This window comes from Corynebacterium sp. HMSC06C06 (genome assembly GCF_001807295.1).
GTDB classification, from domain to species: Bacteria; Actinomycetota; Actinomycetes; order Mycobacteriales; family Mycobacteriaceae; genus Corynebacterium; species Corynebacterium striatum.
In genome coordinates this window covers 41,214-55,749 of the sequence record NZ_KV788481.1, presented here as the reverse complement: position 1 = coordinate 55,749, position 14,536 = coordinate 41,214, and the positions used below count along the sequence as shown (strand labels likewise).

12 protein-coding genes are annotated in these 14,536 nt (G+C 58.9%); 8 read left to right on the top strand and 4 right to left on the bottom strand.

What is annotated here, in order from left to right; all coding sequences use genetic code 11:
• Window positions 1-227 precede the first annotated feature (227 nt).
• A complete protein-coding gene (locus tag HMPREF3153_RS03280) occupies window positions 228-1,814 on the bottom strand; it encodes a dolichyl-phosphate-mannose--protein mannosyltransferase (protein WP_168161714.1) in 1,587 nt (528 codons plus the stop codon).
• A gap of 100 nt (window positions 1,815-1,914) precedes the next feature.
• Here HMPREF3153_RS03280 and rsmI point away from each other — a divergent pair, with 100 nt between their 5' ends.
• From rsmI to HMPREF3153_RS03260, 4 genes are all read left to right on the top strand, one after another.
• Window positions 1,915-2,772, top strand: coding sequence for a 16S rRNA (cytidine(1402)-2'-O)-methyltransferase (rsmI, locus tag HMPREF3153_RS03275; protein WP_070419998.1), 858 nt, complete (start codon window positions 1,915-1,917; stop codon window positions 2,770-2,772).
• Window positions 2,773-2,961: 189 nt separating this feature from the next.
• The gene (locus HMPREF3153_RS03270; RefSeq protein WP_070420051.1) at window positions 2,962-4,782 is read left to right on the top strand and encodes a BCCT family transporter; all 1,821 of its coding nucleotides are present in this window, start codon (window positions 2,962-2,964) and stop codon (window positions 4,780-4,782) included.
• A 159-nt stretch (window positions 4,783-4,941) separates the two neighbouring features.
• Entirely contained in the window at window positions 4,942-6,774 is a 1,833-nt protein-coding gene (gene metG / locus HMPREF3153_RS03265; RefSeq protein ID WP_070419997.1) for a methionine--tRNA ligase, read from the top strand.
• 1 nt (window position 6,775) lies between these two features.
• Entirely contained in the window at window positions 6,776-7,954 is a 1,179-nt protein-coding gene (locus HMPREF3153_RS03260) for an MFS transporter (RefSeq protein WP_070419996.1), read from the top strand.
• Here HMPREF3153_RS03260 and HMPREF3153_RS03255 read toward each other — a convergent pair.
• Together HMPREF3153_RS03255 and HMPREF3153_RS03250 are read right to left on the bottom strand one after the other, a co-directional pair.
• The gene (locus tag HMPREF3153_RS03255) at window positions 7,924-8,439 is read right to left on the bottom strand and encodes a GNAT family N-acetyltransferase (protein ID WP_070419995.1); all 516 of its coding nucleotides are present in this window, start codon (window positions 8,437-8,439) and stop codon (window positions 7,924-7,926) included. The genes HMPREF3153_RS03260 and HMPREF3153_RS03255 overlap by 31 nt on opposite strands.
• Window positions 8,440-8,449: 10 nt before the next feature.
• Complete coding sequence (locus tag HMPREF3153_RS03250; protein WP_083280934.1) at window positions 8,450-8,962, bottom strand: GNAT family N-acetyltransferase; 513 nt, start codon at window positions 8,960-8,962, stop codon at window positions 8,450-8,452.
• A 24-nt stretch (window positions 8,963-8,986) separates the two neighbouring features.
• Between HMPREF3153_RS03250 and HMPREF3153_RS03245 the strand changes: the two genes are divergently transcribed.
• The 4 genes from HMPREF3153_RS03245 to HMPREF3153_RS03230 all read left to right on the top strand — a co-directional run bounded on the left by HMPREF3153_RS03245 (window position 8,987) and on the right by HMPREF3153_RS03230 (window position 13,063).
• Window positions 8,987-9,802, top strand: a complete 816-nt coding sequence (locus tag HMPREF3153_RS03245) for a TatD family hydrolase (protein WP_070419994.1) — start codon at window positions 8,987-8,989, stop codon at window positions 9,800-9,802.
• A gap of 214 nt (window positions 9,803-10,016) precedes the next feature.
• Window positions 10,017-11,156, top strand: coding sequence for a resuscitation-promoting factor (locus HMPREF3153_RS03240; RefSeq protein WP_005530109.1), 1,140 nt, complete (start codon window positions 10,017-10,019; stop codon window positions 11,154-11,156).
• A 111-nt stretch (window positions 11,157-11,267) separates the two neighbouring features.
• Entirely contained in the window at window positions 11,268-12,122 is an 855-nt protein-coding gene (rsmA, locus tag HMPREF3153_RS03235; RefSeq protein ID WP_070419993.1) for a 16S rRNA (adenine(1518)-N(6)/adenine(1519)-N(6))-dimethyltransferase RsmA, read from the top strand.
• Entirely contained in the window at window positions 12,119-13,063 is a 945-nt protein-coding gene (locus HMPREF3153_RS03230) for a 4-(cytidine 5'-diphospho)-2-C-methyl-D-erythritol kinase (RefSeq protein ID WP_046646370.1), read from the top strand. Before rsmA ends, HMPREF3153_RS03230 begins: the two co-directional genes overlap by 4 nt.
• Before the next feature lie 103 nt (window positions 13,064-13,166).
• Here the strand turns inward: HMPREF3153_RS03230 and HMPREF3153_RS03225 are convergent, their stop codons facing one another.
• On the bottom strand, window positions 13,167-14,459 hold the full coding sequence (locus HMPREF3153_RS03225) for an NHL repeat-containing protein (protein WP_070419992.1): 1,293 nt from the start codon (window positions 14,457-14,459) through the stop codon (window positions 13,167-13,169).
• Between the last annotated feature and the right edge of the window lie 77 nt (window positions 14,460-14,536).

Below are 14,536 nucleotides of genomic sequence, written 5' to 3'. Positions count from 1 at the left end.
CCGTCCCCCTCGCACTAGCGCGTAAAGGGAGCGCCTGCGGCGTCGTCAAGCGCTGCGCACGATGCCTCAATGAACGTGGTTGTGTACAGCAGGATCCAAGAAGAAGGCATGGTCTACACCACGCCTTCTTCTTGTGTTGTTCCTAGTCTGTTGCCGCGAATTAAGACTCCGTCGCCACAAGCGGACAAGCTATTCGCGTTGGATACTTAACTCGCCGTGAAGTACTGCTAGGTCCAATTGTTGAGCCACATCATAGATTGGTACCAGTTCTCAGGGATGATGTAGCCGTAGAGGATTGGGGAGAAGTAGATAAACATCGCGAGCACGAGCGCCAGGTAGCACACCGCCACGAACGAGCCGGTCCGGATTTCTCCGCCCGCCAAGGATTTGAGCCAGCGCCATTGCAATTGTTTGCCGTGTCCGATCATCTGCCCTAAAGCCAGCGCAATGAGCACGATGACAAATGGGATGAATGCGGTGGCATAGAAGAAGTACATCTGACGGTCGAAAGCAGCTAGCCACGGAAGGAAGCCCGCAGCAAAACCGACCAGTGGAATCAGGAAGGCGCGGTTGCGGCGCACCAGTAGGGACCAAAGGCCCCAGAAGACTGCCGGAATGACAAGCCACCAAATAGCGGGCGTACCGAAGAGATACAGCATCTTGCGGCATGTACCCCCGTCGCCACATTCCAGGTCCGTGGAGGAGTAGTACAGAATCGGACGAGCCGCAACGAGCCATGCCCATGGTTTGGAATCCCAAGGGTGGGAGTGTCCGCTAGAGCTGGTGAGCGAGGCGTGGAACTCCAAGACAGAGGAGTGGTAGTAGAACCAACCGGCGATTGGTTCAGGCAAGTTGAGCAGCCACGAACCTTCTTCAATAGTGCCGTCGACCTTTGCATGACGGTAGACGGAGGTCTCGGACGCAAACCATGCACGCCAAGTCCATGCATAGATGAGGACGGGGACCAAAACCAACGAGGCGAGTGCTGCCGGGGTGTCACGCACCAAGGTACCAAGGACGTAGCGGCGCACACCGTAGCGGCGTCGCAAAGCAAGATCGCTGAAAACAGAGAGCAATCCAAAGAACATGATGTAGTACAGGCCGGACCACTTTACGCCCAATGAAAGACCCAAGAAGATGCCTGCGGTAAAGCGCCACCAACGGAAACCAAAACGCGGGCCAAATTTGGAGGTACCCATGTTTCCGGAGGTGAAAGCTTCATGGAGGCGCTGGCGCATTTGGTTATGGTCTCGCGCCAAAGCCCACGCAGCTGCGACGACGAAGAAAACCTGGAAAATATCCAACATTCCGAACTTGGAGGAAACGAGCAATACGCCGTCGCATACTGCGATAAACCCAGCTATCGCTGCAATTTGCCAAGAACCGGAAACACGGCGTGCCAGTGCCATGGTCAACAAGACGGTGGCTACACCGAAAAGAGCCGTCATCGTACGCCAGCCCCAAGGCGAGTATCCAAAAACCATCTCCGACAATGCAATGATCTGTTTTGCTAGAGGAGGGTGGACCACGAGGCCATAACCTGGGTTCGATTCGATGCCACCGATAAAGAGATTGTCCCAGCTGCGCACCATATCCCATGCTTGTGGTACGTAGTGTTTCTCGTCGAAGACCGGGGTGCCATTAGCTACCGGAGCGGTCAGGCCCACAAAACGCGTGATGAGAGCCAAAACCCCGATTACGGCCGTGCTAATCCAATCTGGTTTGCCCCAAGAGTAGGCGATCGGTGCAGGAGGCGCTGTAATGGCGTGTTTGCCGAGCGGCTTACCGTGGGCTTTAGTCGAGGCGGTAGCAATAGTCACTTGGAAGAGTTTAGGATATGCGAGCCCGAACTGGGGAGTCTGTACCCCAAGTTACTGGGGAGTCTGTACCCCAAGTTATGGAAAGCTAGGAACCATGAATACCAATTTTCGCCTGGAACCGCTGCCCCGTGGAGTTATTGTCGCCGCCACACCATTGGGCAATATTGGGGATGCCTCTGCACGTCTCATGCAAGCACTGGCTGAAGCAGACGTTGTAGCGGCGGAGGATACCCGCCGAGTACGTAACTTGGCGTCCGCTTTGGGTATCGAGATTCAGGGCAAAGTGGTGTCCAACTTCGACCATAACGAATCGCAGCGGGCACAGGCGCTAGTCGATGCCGCTCGTTCCGGCACCGTGCTGGTGGTTTCTGATGCAGGAATGCCGCTGGTTTCTGACCCCGGGCACTCGATTGTTGCAGCCGCGGTGGAGGCTGGCGTGCCTGTCACGTGTTTCCCCGGACCCTCAGCTGTACCGACGGCGTTGGCCCTTTCCGGCCTTGGGGTTGGCCACTTCCTCTTTGATGCCTTTGCGCCGCGCAAGGCGGGGCCTCGCAAGACATGGCTGGAGTCCCTCAAGGGGCAGGAGCGAGCCATCGTATTCTTTGAGTCTCCCCACCGTTTGGCCCAAACGCTTTCTGACGCAGCCGACATCCTCGGCGCTCAGCGTTCGGCTGCAGTGTGCCGGGAGTTGACCAAGACATACGAAGAAATTAAGCGAGGAACGCTTGGGGAATTAGCCCAGTGGGCAGTGGACAATGCAAGGGGAGAGATCACAGTCGTAATTGAAGGCGGTGCGAGTGAGCCTGCATCTGTCGAGGTCTTGGTGGAGCGGGTTCATGAACTCGTCTCCTCGGGCTTGCGCGCAAAAGACGCTTGTAAAGAAGCAGCAGCTGGAACCGAAGTAACTAATCGCGATCTTTATGACGCGTATTTGGCGGCTCGAGACGCATAAATCCGCGATTGTTGCAGGATTGTTATAGGCAAAACCTAGCGTGTGCTAAAAACGCCCGCTTATGTTGAACAACTGCGTCTTTTAAACTGTCTGGGGAATGTAAATAACCTGCCAAAATTCTGGCTTTGGGGTTCTATGCAGCGCTTTCTAGGTTGACGCGTCATGCATAACTCACACATTCTGGGTTGTATGACTAATCCAGATAAGAATCCTAAGACGGAAGAAGGTGCGGTTGCTGCTTCAAACTCGCCAGCAGTAACTTCCGACGAGTACCAGACCGTCGACGAGAAGCTGGAATCAGCATCTGCGACGAGTCAGCTGCAAGACATGCTCGGCAATGAGGACTTCGCTCCCCACGAGATGACCGAGCCTGAAATTGAAATAGCAGCCGATGACGATGCTCCAATCGACTGGACCATCGTCGGCATCGCTGGCGTGCTCATTGCCGCCATCGTTGCGTGGGGCTTAGCTGCTCCGGCCAACTTCGCAAACTTTGCTAGCGATGCACTGAGCTTCGTTGTTAACGACTTTGGTTGGGCCTACGTCCTCTTCGGCACGATTTTCGTTGTATTTGTTATCTTCATCGCCGCCTCCAAGTTCGGCACCATCCGCTTGGGCCATATCGATGAAGAGCCTGAATTTTCTACGCCTTCCTGGATCGCGATGATGTTCGCAGCCGGCATGGGCATCGGCCTGATGTTCTACGGTGCTTCTGAGCCGCTGAACTACTACCTCAACGGTGTTCCGGGCCATGAGCCGAAGGAAGTCGGCACTGCGATGGCTACGGCGATGTTCCACTGGACCCTGCACCCATGGGCTGTTTATGCCATCGTTGGTCTCGCAATTGCATACTCGACTTTCCGTATTGGCCGCAAGCAGCTGCTGAGCCAGGCATTCGTGCCGCTCATCGGCCAGCGCGCTGCTGATGGCTGGGTTGGCAAAGTTATCGATATCCTGTCAATCTTCGCCACCGTTTTCGGTACCGCATGTTCCCTGGGTATCGGTGCAACCCAGATCCAGGCTGGTATCCAGGCTTCCGGCCTCATCGACAACCCATCCCAGAAGGTCGTCGTTGGCATCGTCCTCGTGCTGACCCTGGCCTTCCTGCTTTCCGCAATGTCCGGCGTGGGCAAGGGCATTCAGTATGTCTCCAACGCCAACATGGTTATGGCCGCACTGCTTGCCATCTTCGTGTTCATCCTTGGCCCAACTGTTTCCATCCTGAACCAGATTCCGGGCTCCATCGGTAACTACCTGAATGCGTTCACCGAGATGATTTCCCGTACTGCTGAGTCCAACAACGGCGAAGCAGGCGAGTGGCTGTCCTCCTGGACCATCTTCTACTGGGCATGGTGGGTCTCCTGGTCCCCATTCGTCGGTATGTTCCTGGCACGTATTTCCCGTGGCCGTTCCGTCCGCGAATTCTGCATCGGCGTCATGCTGATCCCGGCTGGCCTTTCCACCGTGTGGTTCGCCATCTTCGGCGGTACCGCAATCCACATGGAGCAGAATGGCAACTCCATCTCCGGCGAGTCCTCTGAGGTTGAGCTGTTCAATTTGCTGCACAACCTGCCTGGTGGTTTCATCGCCGGCATCATTGCAGCTATCCTGCTCGCAACCTTCTTTATTACCTCCGCTGACTCGGCTTCTACCGTTATGGGCTCGATGTCTCAGAATGGTACATCCAACGCCAAGCCATGGCTGTCCGCAGCATGGGGCGTTGCCACCGCGGCTGTTGGTCTGACCCTGCTGCTGGCTGATGAGAACTCCCTCTCCAACCTGCAAAACGTTACTATTGTGGCTGCACTCCCATTCCTCTTTATTGTTGTTGGCTTGATGTTCGCCATCTACAAGGCGCTCAGCAACGACGTCATTTACTTGGAATACCGCGAGTCCCAGGCATTCCAGCGTAAGCTGGCACGCGAGCGTCGTCTGCACCGCGAGTACCAGCGCGCAGAAGAGCTCAAGAAGCGTCGCCAGCAGCGCAAGAAGGCACACCACAAGCACTAGGCGTTCCAAAGCACCGCACAGTGCGTATTGCGCAGGAGAATCCTCCTTCCTTAGCCCATCCCTTGACCGGGGAGACTGGGGGAGGGGGATTTCTTTATGCGTGGCGTCAAGGCACCCTTAACGCGCACTTTGTCTACCGGCTTCGATAGAGTAGTGTGCATGACTGAGTCAGTAGTAGTTAATGTTGCTTGGCCTTATGCCAACGGACCCCGCCACATCGGACACGTGGCCGGATTCGGTGTTCCTTCGGACGTCTTCGCTCGTTTCCAGCGAATGCGTGGCCGCAACGTTCTCATGGTCTCGGGTACCGATGAACACGGCACTCCGCTGCTCGTGCAGGCTGACAAAGAAGGCGTGACCGTCCGCGAGCTTGCTGACCGTTACAACCGCCAGATCGTCACGGACCTTGCGGGTCTGGGATTGTCCTATGACCTGTTCACCCGCACCACGACCCGCAACCACTACTCGGTGGTCCAGGAGCTTTTCAAGGGCCTCTACGAGAACGGCTACATGCTTAAGGAGACCACCCAGGGAGCTATCTCGCCGTCGACTGGCCGCACCCTGCCTGACCGCTACATCGAGGGCACCTGCCCAATCTGTGGCGCTGACGGCGCTCGCGGCGACCAGTGCGATGAATGCGGTAACCAGCTGGATCCGGTTGACCTCATCAACCCAGTGTCCAAGATTAACGGTGAGACCCCGGAATTCATCGAGACCGAGCACTTCCTCCTCGACCTGCCTTCCGTCAAGGACGCTCTCGAAGCGTGGCTCAAGACCCGTGAGGACTGGCGCCCGAACGTCTTGAAGTTCTCCCTCAACCTGCTTGAGGACATGCGCCCGCGCACCATGACCCGTGACATCGACTGGGGTATTCCAATTCCAGTAGAGGGCTGGGAGGAGAACTCCGCTAAGAAGCTCTACGTGTGGTTCGACGCGGTCATCGGCTACCTGTCTTCTTCCATCGAGTGGGCACACCGTACCGGCAACCCGGATGCATGGAAGGACTTCTGGCAGAACGACAATGCTCGCCACTACTACTTCCAAGGCAAGGACAACATCACCTTCCACTCCCAGATCTGGCCGGCCCAGCTCTTGGGCTACGCAGGCAAGGGCGCCAAGGGTGGAGATCTGCATAAGTATGGCGAGCTCAACCTGCCTACGGAGATTGTTTCCTCCGAGTACCTGACCATGTCCGGCTCGAAGTTCTCTTCCTCGAAGGGTGTTGTCATCTACGTCAAGGACTTCCTCGCGGAGTTTGGCCCGGATGCGCTGCGTTACTTCATTGCAGTGGCTGGCCCAGAAAACAATGACACCGACTTCACCTGGGATGAGTTCGTTCGCCGAATCAACAACGAGCTGGCCAACGGCTGGGGCAACTTGGTAAACCGCACCGTGTCCATGGCGCACAAGAACTTCGGTGAGGTTCCTGCACCGGCTGCTTTGGAGGATGCAGATAAGGTGATTCTGCAGCTAGCTGAGGACACCTTCGCCGCCGCAGCCGCCAACCTTGAACAGTCCAAGTTCAAGCAGGCCATTACTGCCATCATGCACGTGGTGGGTGAGGCCAACGCCTACATCGCAGCGATGGAGCCATGGAAACTGGCCAAGGACGAGACTCAGCGCGAGCGCCTTGCCACCGTCTTGTGGACTGCACTGCAGGTGGTCTCTGACTGCAACGTCATGCTCACGCCTTTCCTGCCGTTTACCGCGCAGAAGGTGCATGAGACCCTAGGTCGCGATGGTGTATGGGCTGCCCAGCCGGAGATCCAAGAGGTCGTCGATGACATCCCAGTTGAGCTGGTTGGCGTGGGTCTGCCACCGGAGAACCACCCGTACCCAATCATCACGGGTGACTACACCGCACAGCAGGCCACGTGGCAGCGCGTCGACGTGGTTCCTGGCACCTCATTAAGCAAGCCGAAGCCACTGGTGGCCAAGCTTGACCCAGAGCTCGCCGAGACTGGCCCAGAGTGGGCGCCAGTTCAGAAGTAGGATGCGGCAAAGCCGTAGCATCGCGACCGCTTTCGCGTTTGCGGTAGTAACCCTCACCGCGCTTAATCTGCGCTCGGGAATCGCCTCGGTGGCTCCCGTGCTCGGGGACTTAAGCGCGGCTTTCGGCATTGGCCCGGCCAGCGCGGGAATTCTCACGGCCCTGCCGGGATTGTGCTTTGCCGCGATGGGGTGGGCAGCAGTCCCTATCGCGCGCCGCTGTGGGCTCAGCCCCACCCTGCTTGCAGGCGCCCTCGCCTTGCTCATCGGCTTGGCGGCCAGACCCTGGGTCAACAACTTTGGGGCCTTCGTTGCGCTGACATTCTTGGTCGTTGGCGGCATCGCCGTGACCAACATCCTGCTGCCTGCCTGGATTAAGACCTACGGCAGCCGCCGCACGATGGTGGCGCTGATGACTACCTACACCACGGTGTTGGGTCTATCCAGCGCCCTCGGACCGTTGTCCGCGAACCTCGCAGCATGGCGCACCTCTTTGTTCCTGTGGGCCATTCCTGTGGTGCTGCAGGCGGTGGGTTGGTTCATTGCCACCCGCCACGTGGGGTTTGACCCAGTGGAGCCTTCCACAACAGGCAACATTCCTCTGCGGCGTTCGCCCACCGCCGTCGCGCTACTGTTCTTCTTCGGCCTGCAGTCAACCATGGCCTACGTGCAGATGGGCTGGCTGCCCACCATGTTTGTCTCGCGTGGCGTCGGAAGTGGAACTGCTGGAGTCTCACTTGCCCTCATCGGCGCTTTCAACATCATTGGCGGACTAGTGATGCCGGTGCTCATCGAGCGCCTGCGGGATCTGCGCCCGGTGCCTCTTATCCTTGCTGCGACCACAGCTGCGGGCTGGATTGGCGTGCTGGTCAATGCGTCAGCAGCGCCGTTGATTTGGGCGAGCCTCATGGGGATTGGCGGAATGTGTTTCCCACTCGCACTGGCCCTGCTCGCAGCTCGCACCCGCGAGCCAGCGGTGACGGCGCGGTTATCGGGGTTTGTCCAACCAGGCGGCTACCTCTTGGCGGGTGGTTTTCCCTTCATTTTTGGCCTCGTGGCTCAGGCAACCGGCGGATGGTCGGTGAGCCTAGCGGTGCTCATTGCCCTCACAGTTGCGATGGCAGTGGCCGGTGTAGCCGCCGCGCGGCCGGTCTACATCGACGACGAGCTTCTATCGAAGTGACGCTGCAGGTGCACTAGTCCAAGGCGAACGCCATCCTTGCTGTGGATATTCGGCATGCGTCCGGTTTCTTCGAATCGGAACTTCTTGTGCAGCGCGATCGATGCCTCGTTGGTGTCCACGATGTAGGTGATCATCGTCTGCACGTAGTCATTTTCCTTGGCGTCATCCATGACTGCGCACATGAGCTCGTTGCCCACGCCCTTACCGCGTGCAGACGGCGCCACATAGACGGAATTTTCTACGGTGCCCCAGTAGATTGCCGGGGTCACGAACTGGAAGTATGCTGCCCAGCCGATGATTTCATCGTCGTCGACAGCCACAAAGACGGGGTATCCATCGGATTCCATCTGCTCGAGCCAAGCGATGCGGTCCTCGACGGATTCTTGCCACGTGACCAAGTTGGCAGCCGGCCTAGCGGCCGACGCGGCGTTGTAGATGGAGGCGATTGCGGCGGCGTCGGAAAGCGCGGCGGGGCGAACGTGCATGGATTGATCCTTAAAGCATGAGCTGCAAGTGAGTGAGGTTGAGCCAATGTCCCATCTTGTAGGACACCTCTTTGAACGTTCCTACATTGGCAAAACCGAACTTCTCATGCAACTTGATGGATGCGACGTTGGTGTCCACGATGAGCCCCAGCAGCGTATGCACTTTTTCATCCGCGCGCGCCAGGGAAACGAGCTCACCTAAAAGGGCGGTGCCCACGCCTCGGCCTTGGGCTGCCGGATCCAAATAAATGGTGGTTTCGTAACACCCTTTCCACACGCTTGGGTTGCGGTAGGGGTGATACATGGCCCAACCTAAGTGCTGAGGCTTTTCGCCTGGCGTCTCAGGCTCGGTTTCTGCAACCAGCCACGGGCAGCCATCAGCGATGTTCTGGCGCAGGTATTCTTCGCGCTCGGCGATGGTTGCTTCGGTGTCGCGGAAGATGAAGTCGGTCTCCCGGATGGCCCAGTTGAGGCACTCGGTCATCGCGGGGACGTCGGCGAGGGTGGCACTGCGGATTTGCATGCGTTCCAGATTACAATTGCGTACATGTCTAAAAAGAAGCCACGCCCAGTCCCTGTTCCAGCAGAAGGCTTGTCGCAGCTTGTCGACGCCCATACGCACCTAGCCTCCTGCAAGGACCCAGCCGCCGACATCGTGTCCCGCGCCGGTGCTGCAGGGGTGTCGCGCATGGTTACGGTAGGTGATGGTTTGGAAGAGACCGAGCGTGCGCTCCAAGCGGCACATGAGTTCCCCAACGTGTGGGCAGCCTGCGCCATCCATCCCACCAAGGCCGACACGCTCGATGCCGCGGCGCGGAAGCGGCTGGAGGAAATGGCTGCGGACCCACGCTGCGTGGCAATCGGGGAGACCGGCCTCGATACCTATTGGATTAAGCACGAGCCAGAGTCCACCGCACCCCTTGACGTCCAGGAGGAGGCGCTGCGCTGGCACATGGATTTGGCCAAGGAGGCGGGCAAGGTCCTCATGATTCACAATCGTGAGGCGGATGTGGAGCTTCTGCGTGTGCTTGGCGACGCCGAGAATGTCATGCTCCATTGCTTCTCCTCACCGTTGGACGTGGCGAAGGAGGCCCTGGCACGCGGTTGGGTTCTCTCCTTTGCCGGCAACGTGACGTTCAAGCGCAACGAGGAGTTGCGTCAGGCGGCGGCTATTGCTCCGGCGGGGCAGCTACTCGTGGAGACGGATGCTCCGTATATGACTCCCGAGCCCTTCCGCGGTGCGCGCAACGAGCCGACCTTCATCGGTCATACGTATAACTGCATTGCGGAAGCGCGGGGCATGGATGTGGGGGATTTGGTTACGGAAGTTAACCAGACGTTCAACTCCGTGTTTGGTTTGTGACGATCGTCATATTTAGCATTTGTCCTGGTCAACCGTAAAACACGTGTTGGGTGTTGCGGTAGTGTTCCAAGTGGCGTGGCGAAAGGAATCGCTCTCGACTGGACGCTCCTGTTATCGTATTGTTATTGAAGATTTGCTCAACGCGCTACCGTCCCATGGTTGGCCCCACGCCTGAGGGCCTAGCGCGAGATATCATTCGTTTTGAGAGAGTTACATGAACCAGATTAAGCGCATCAATTCTTCCCGTTCCCTTCCACTGCGTCTTGCCACCGGCGGTGTGCTCGGCACTTTGGCAGTGGGCGGTGTGGTCGCTGTGTCTGCGCAAAAAGACATCACCCTTGACGTCAATGGCGACAAGATTGAGCTCGCCACCTTCGCGGGCAACGTCGATGAGGCTCTGCAGGCTGCTGGCGTCAACGTCGGTGGTGAGGATCTGGTCTACCCGGCTCCTTCTGAGAAGGTCGCTGACGGTGACAACATCACCGTGCGCACCTCCAAGCCGGTGGCCGTGTCTATCGACGGCGTCAAACAGCAGCTTTCCTCGACCGACCTCAAGGTTTCGGATCTGTTGGGCAACCTTGATGGTATCGCCCCAGGTGCGGCTATTACCTCCGGTGATAAGAAGGTAACGGGTGATGACAACCTGACTGAGGGCATGGAACTCGAGGTTGTCTCACCGAAGATCGTCAAGATCAATGACGGCGGCAAGATCACCTACACCAACATTGCGGCCAAGACCGTGAAGGACGTCATCGAAGAGCGCGGCATCGACGTTGATGAGGATGACCGCGTGTTCCCGTCGATGGATACCCCGATCGTCAATGGCATGTCCATCAAGGTTGACCAGGTTTCCACCACCTTCTACGACGCAACCGAGGAATTTGAGGCGGAGCCTACCTTCGTTGACGATCCTGAGCTTGAAGAGGGCAACGAGGAAGTGCGCGTGGAGGCAGTTAAGGGCCAGCGCAACGTCACCCGCAAGCTCGTGATGAAAGACGGTGCCAAGGAGTCTGACGAGATAGTCAAGGAGAAGGTCATTAACGAGCCGGTCGCTGCGACCATCGCCCGTGGCACCAAGAAGCCCGCAGCAGCGCCAGCCGTGGCTGACGGCAGCGTATGGGATTCCCTCGCGCAGTGCGAGTCCACCGGTAACTGGGCCATCAACACCGGCAACGGTTTCTCCGGCGGCCTTCAGTTCACCCCGTCCACCTGGGCTGGCTTCGGTGGCACCGCTTATGCTCCTGAGGCATGGCAGGCAACCCGCGAGCAGCAGATTGCTGTCGCGGAGAAGGTCCAGGCCGCACAGGGCTGGGGCGCATGGCCTGCATGTACCTCCAAGCTGGGCCTGCGCTAAACGCCCCTTCTGGGCTGGCCGAATTTGGCCACCGCAGCTAGACCTGAATCGCTTTCCTGAAACAGCCCGCTTATGCGGGCTTTTCTGATTTTGTGAACTACTCTGAATTGCATGACTGAACCCAAACTGCTCGGACCCGTGGAAATTCGCCAACTGGCCGAGAAGCTGGATGTAACCCCCACCAAGAAGCTTGGTCAGAACTTCCTGCACGACCCAAACACTATCCGCCGCATCGTTGCCGCAGCAGACTTACAGCGCGACGACCGCGTGGTTGAGGTAGGACCTGGCCTGGGGTCTTTGACCTTGGGCCTGCTGGAAGCAGTCGATGACCTCACCGTGGTGGAGATCGATCCGCGCCTAGCGGCGCAGCTGCCGGACACCATTGCTGAGCGCGCGCCGGAGCAGGCGGGCAACCTCCGCCTCATCGAAAAGGATGCGTTGCGCATCGCGCCGGGAGAGCTGGGAGAACCCACGGCCCTTGTGGCGAACCTGCCTTATAACGTTGCAGTTCCGGTTTTGCTGCACCTGCTGGAGCTGTATCCCACCATTCGACGCGTGCTGGTGATGGTGCAGCTGGAGGTCGCTAAGCGCCTCGCCGCGAAGCCCGGTAACAAGGTCTACGGTGTGCCCTCCGTGAAGGCCTCCTTCTACGGCACCGTCCGCCAGGCGGGAACCATCGGCAAGAACGTCTTCTGGCCCGCACCCAACATCGAGTCCGGTTTGGTTCGCATCGATTGCTTCGAGGACGCCCCGTGGCCTATCGACGATGCGACGCGTAAGGCAGTTTTCCCGCTTGTCGACGCCGCCTTCGCCCAACGCCGCAAGACCCTTCGCGCGGCTTTGTCCGGCCACTTTGGCGGCGGCCCGGCGGCGGAGGAAGCCCTCGTGGCGGCGGGCATTGACCCACGGTTGCGCGGCGAGAAGCTCGCGGTAGAAGACTTCGTGCGCTTGGCAGGTATCAAGTGATTCTGAGAGCACGCGCCCACGCGAAAGTAAACTTGCACCTCGGGGTCGAGGCAGTTCGCGACGATGGCTTCCACGAGCTGGCAACGGTGTTTCAGTCCCTCGATATCAGCGACGAGGTCTCTCTTGAGGTTCACGCCGACGAACCGACCACCGGCCCAGTTGTTGCCGCGCTGTACGCCAGCGGCACCTATGCTGCCGGCGTACCGGAAGATGAGTCCAACCTGGCCTGGCGCGCTGTCGAGGTGGTGGCCCGCGCTGTGCGAGCCGACCGGCAGGTGGCTCTGCCGCGCGTGACGCTGCACCTGCAGAAGGGAATTCCTGCCGCAGGCGGCATGGCTGGCGGCTCGGCGAACGCCGCTGCGGCCCTGCGCTTAGCTGCGCAAGCTTTCGCAGACTTTTGTGAGCTCAGCGAGGACAAGCTTTACGAGCTGGCCGCCGAGCTGGGCTCCGACGTGCCTTTCACGCTCATGGGCGGCACCGCCTTGGGCACTGGGCGCGGCGAGCAGCTAGCACCCATGATGACCCGCGGCACCTACACGTGGGCGATTATCACCAACGCCGAGGGCTTATCGACGCCGGCGGTCTTCCACAAGATCGATGAGCTGCGCGCGGCGGGGAAGGGTAGCACCCCTGCGATGGATACATCAGCGGTAGCCCAGGCGTTGATGAGTGGTCAGCCGCAACAGCTGGCGGCCGCGCTGCGCAACGACCTGCAGGCCGCCGCCGTGTCCCTGCGGCCAGACCTGCGTAAGATTCTCGACACTGGCAAGGCCGCCGGTGCACTGGCCGGGATTGTCTCCGGTTCCGGCCCCACCTGCGCCTTCCTCTGCGAGGATGAGGAGACCGCCGGAGAAGTGGTTGCGCAAGTCATGTTTGACAACAAGGGCACCCGCGGCATTGTCACGCACTCGCCGGCCCCAGGTATCGAGATGCTGGGCTGATTAGCCCACTTGAGATCGACTGAGATCGACAAAGGCACCGTCCCATTGAACGGTGCCTTTGTCTATTTCCTAGCTAGAGCGGAGGGGGCTCTACAGCGCAACCTTAGAGGACAGCCATCTCGGTCGGCTTGATGTCCAGCTTGAAGCGGTTGATCTCCTTGCCCTCGAACAGGTCGATGACAACGAGCTCCTTTTTGTTGGCGTCGGTGACGTAAGCGTAGCCGTCAACGGACTTCAGGATCGGTCCAGGCAGCTGCCACTCTTCGTTCTCGCGCCACTCGGAGATAGCGTCGATCTTCTTGGTGACCTTGCCGGATTCCGGATCGATGACGTTGAGCTTGCCGTCGTAGGTCAGAACCAGTGCCTCGCCCAGCGGGCCGCGGGCCAGGGAACGGAACCAGTAAGAAGATCCAAGCTCAACCTTCTTGGCGGAGTAGTCCTCGGTGTTGATGAGGGAGACAGATGTTGGGCGCTCGAACTCGGCGTCCTTCTCAGTCTTATTATCAGCGAGGATGATGTCAGACTCTTCGGAACCAGCGGAGTTACCGGAGCGCTGGTAGCCGTCCTTGCCAGCGTAGGAAGAAACGTCGATCTTATGGAACTCCTTGCCGTCGAAGACGACAGGGCCGTCCTCACAGCCGAAGAAGAGCTTTCCGTTACCAGCGGTAGCCTCACCGTGGACGCCAGGGCACTTGGTGGTCTCGGTCAGGGCCTTGCCATCCTTGTCCAGGTGCTGAATGGTGTGGCGCTCGTCCTCGGTGCCCTTGGTTATAACGACGGAGCCATCCTTGAGCGGAACAGCCACACCGTGGTGAGCCTCGCCGGACTCGAAGGTCTTAACGTCCTTTGGATCAGCAATCTGGTCGGTTGGTACGACCTGTGCGGTGCCGTCACCATCGGAGAAGAGCGCGGTGAAGCCGTCGTGGTGAACCACGTGGCCTGCGTGCGGTGCCTTGTACTCGGCGTCGTCAAGCTTTGGCTCAGCGGTGTAGTAGTGGTTGTGATCGCCGTGCGGCTTGGTGATGAGGCCGGTGTCGAAGGTGAGGAACTTGTCGCCCTTGGTCACCATGACGTGACGGTCATCGCCAGCGTTAGACAGGCGCAGGAACGCAGGCATATCCTCTTCCGCGATGACCTTGCCGGTCTTGGCATCGTAGGTCTTCAGGCCACCCTCGTGGGAGAGAACGACGCGATTAGGCAGCTGGGCGACCTCAGTCTCGCCCTCGCTGGCTTCCATGCCGTCGTGGGAGTGGTCATGTCCCTCGTGCTCATGATCGTGAGCCTCCTCCGCAGCGGAGGTTGCCGGAGCAGCCTCGTCAGCTGGCTTGGAGCAGGAAGTGACAAGAAGCGCGGTCGCGGAGACAGCGGCGAGAATTGAAAGCGCAGATTTCTTCATAACACTTTAGGCTATTTAGAACGATATTCATTTGCAATACTCGCGGAAATGAGGGGGTACTCCGGTCTAGGCATTAA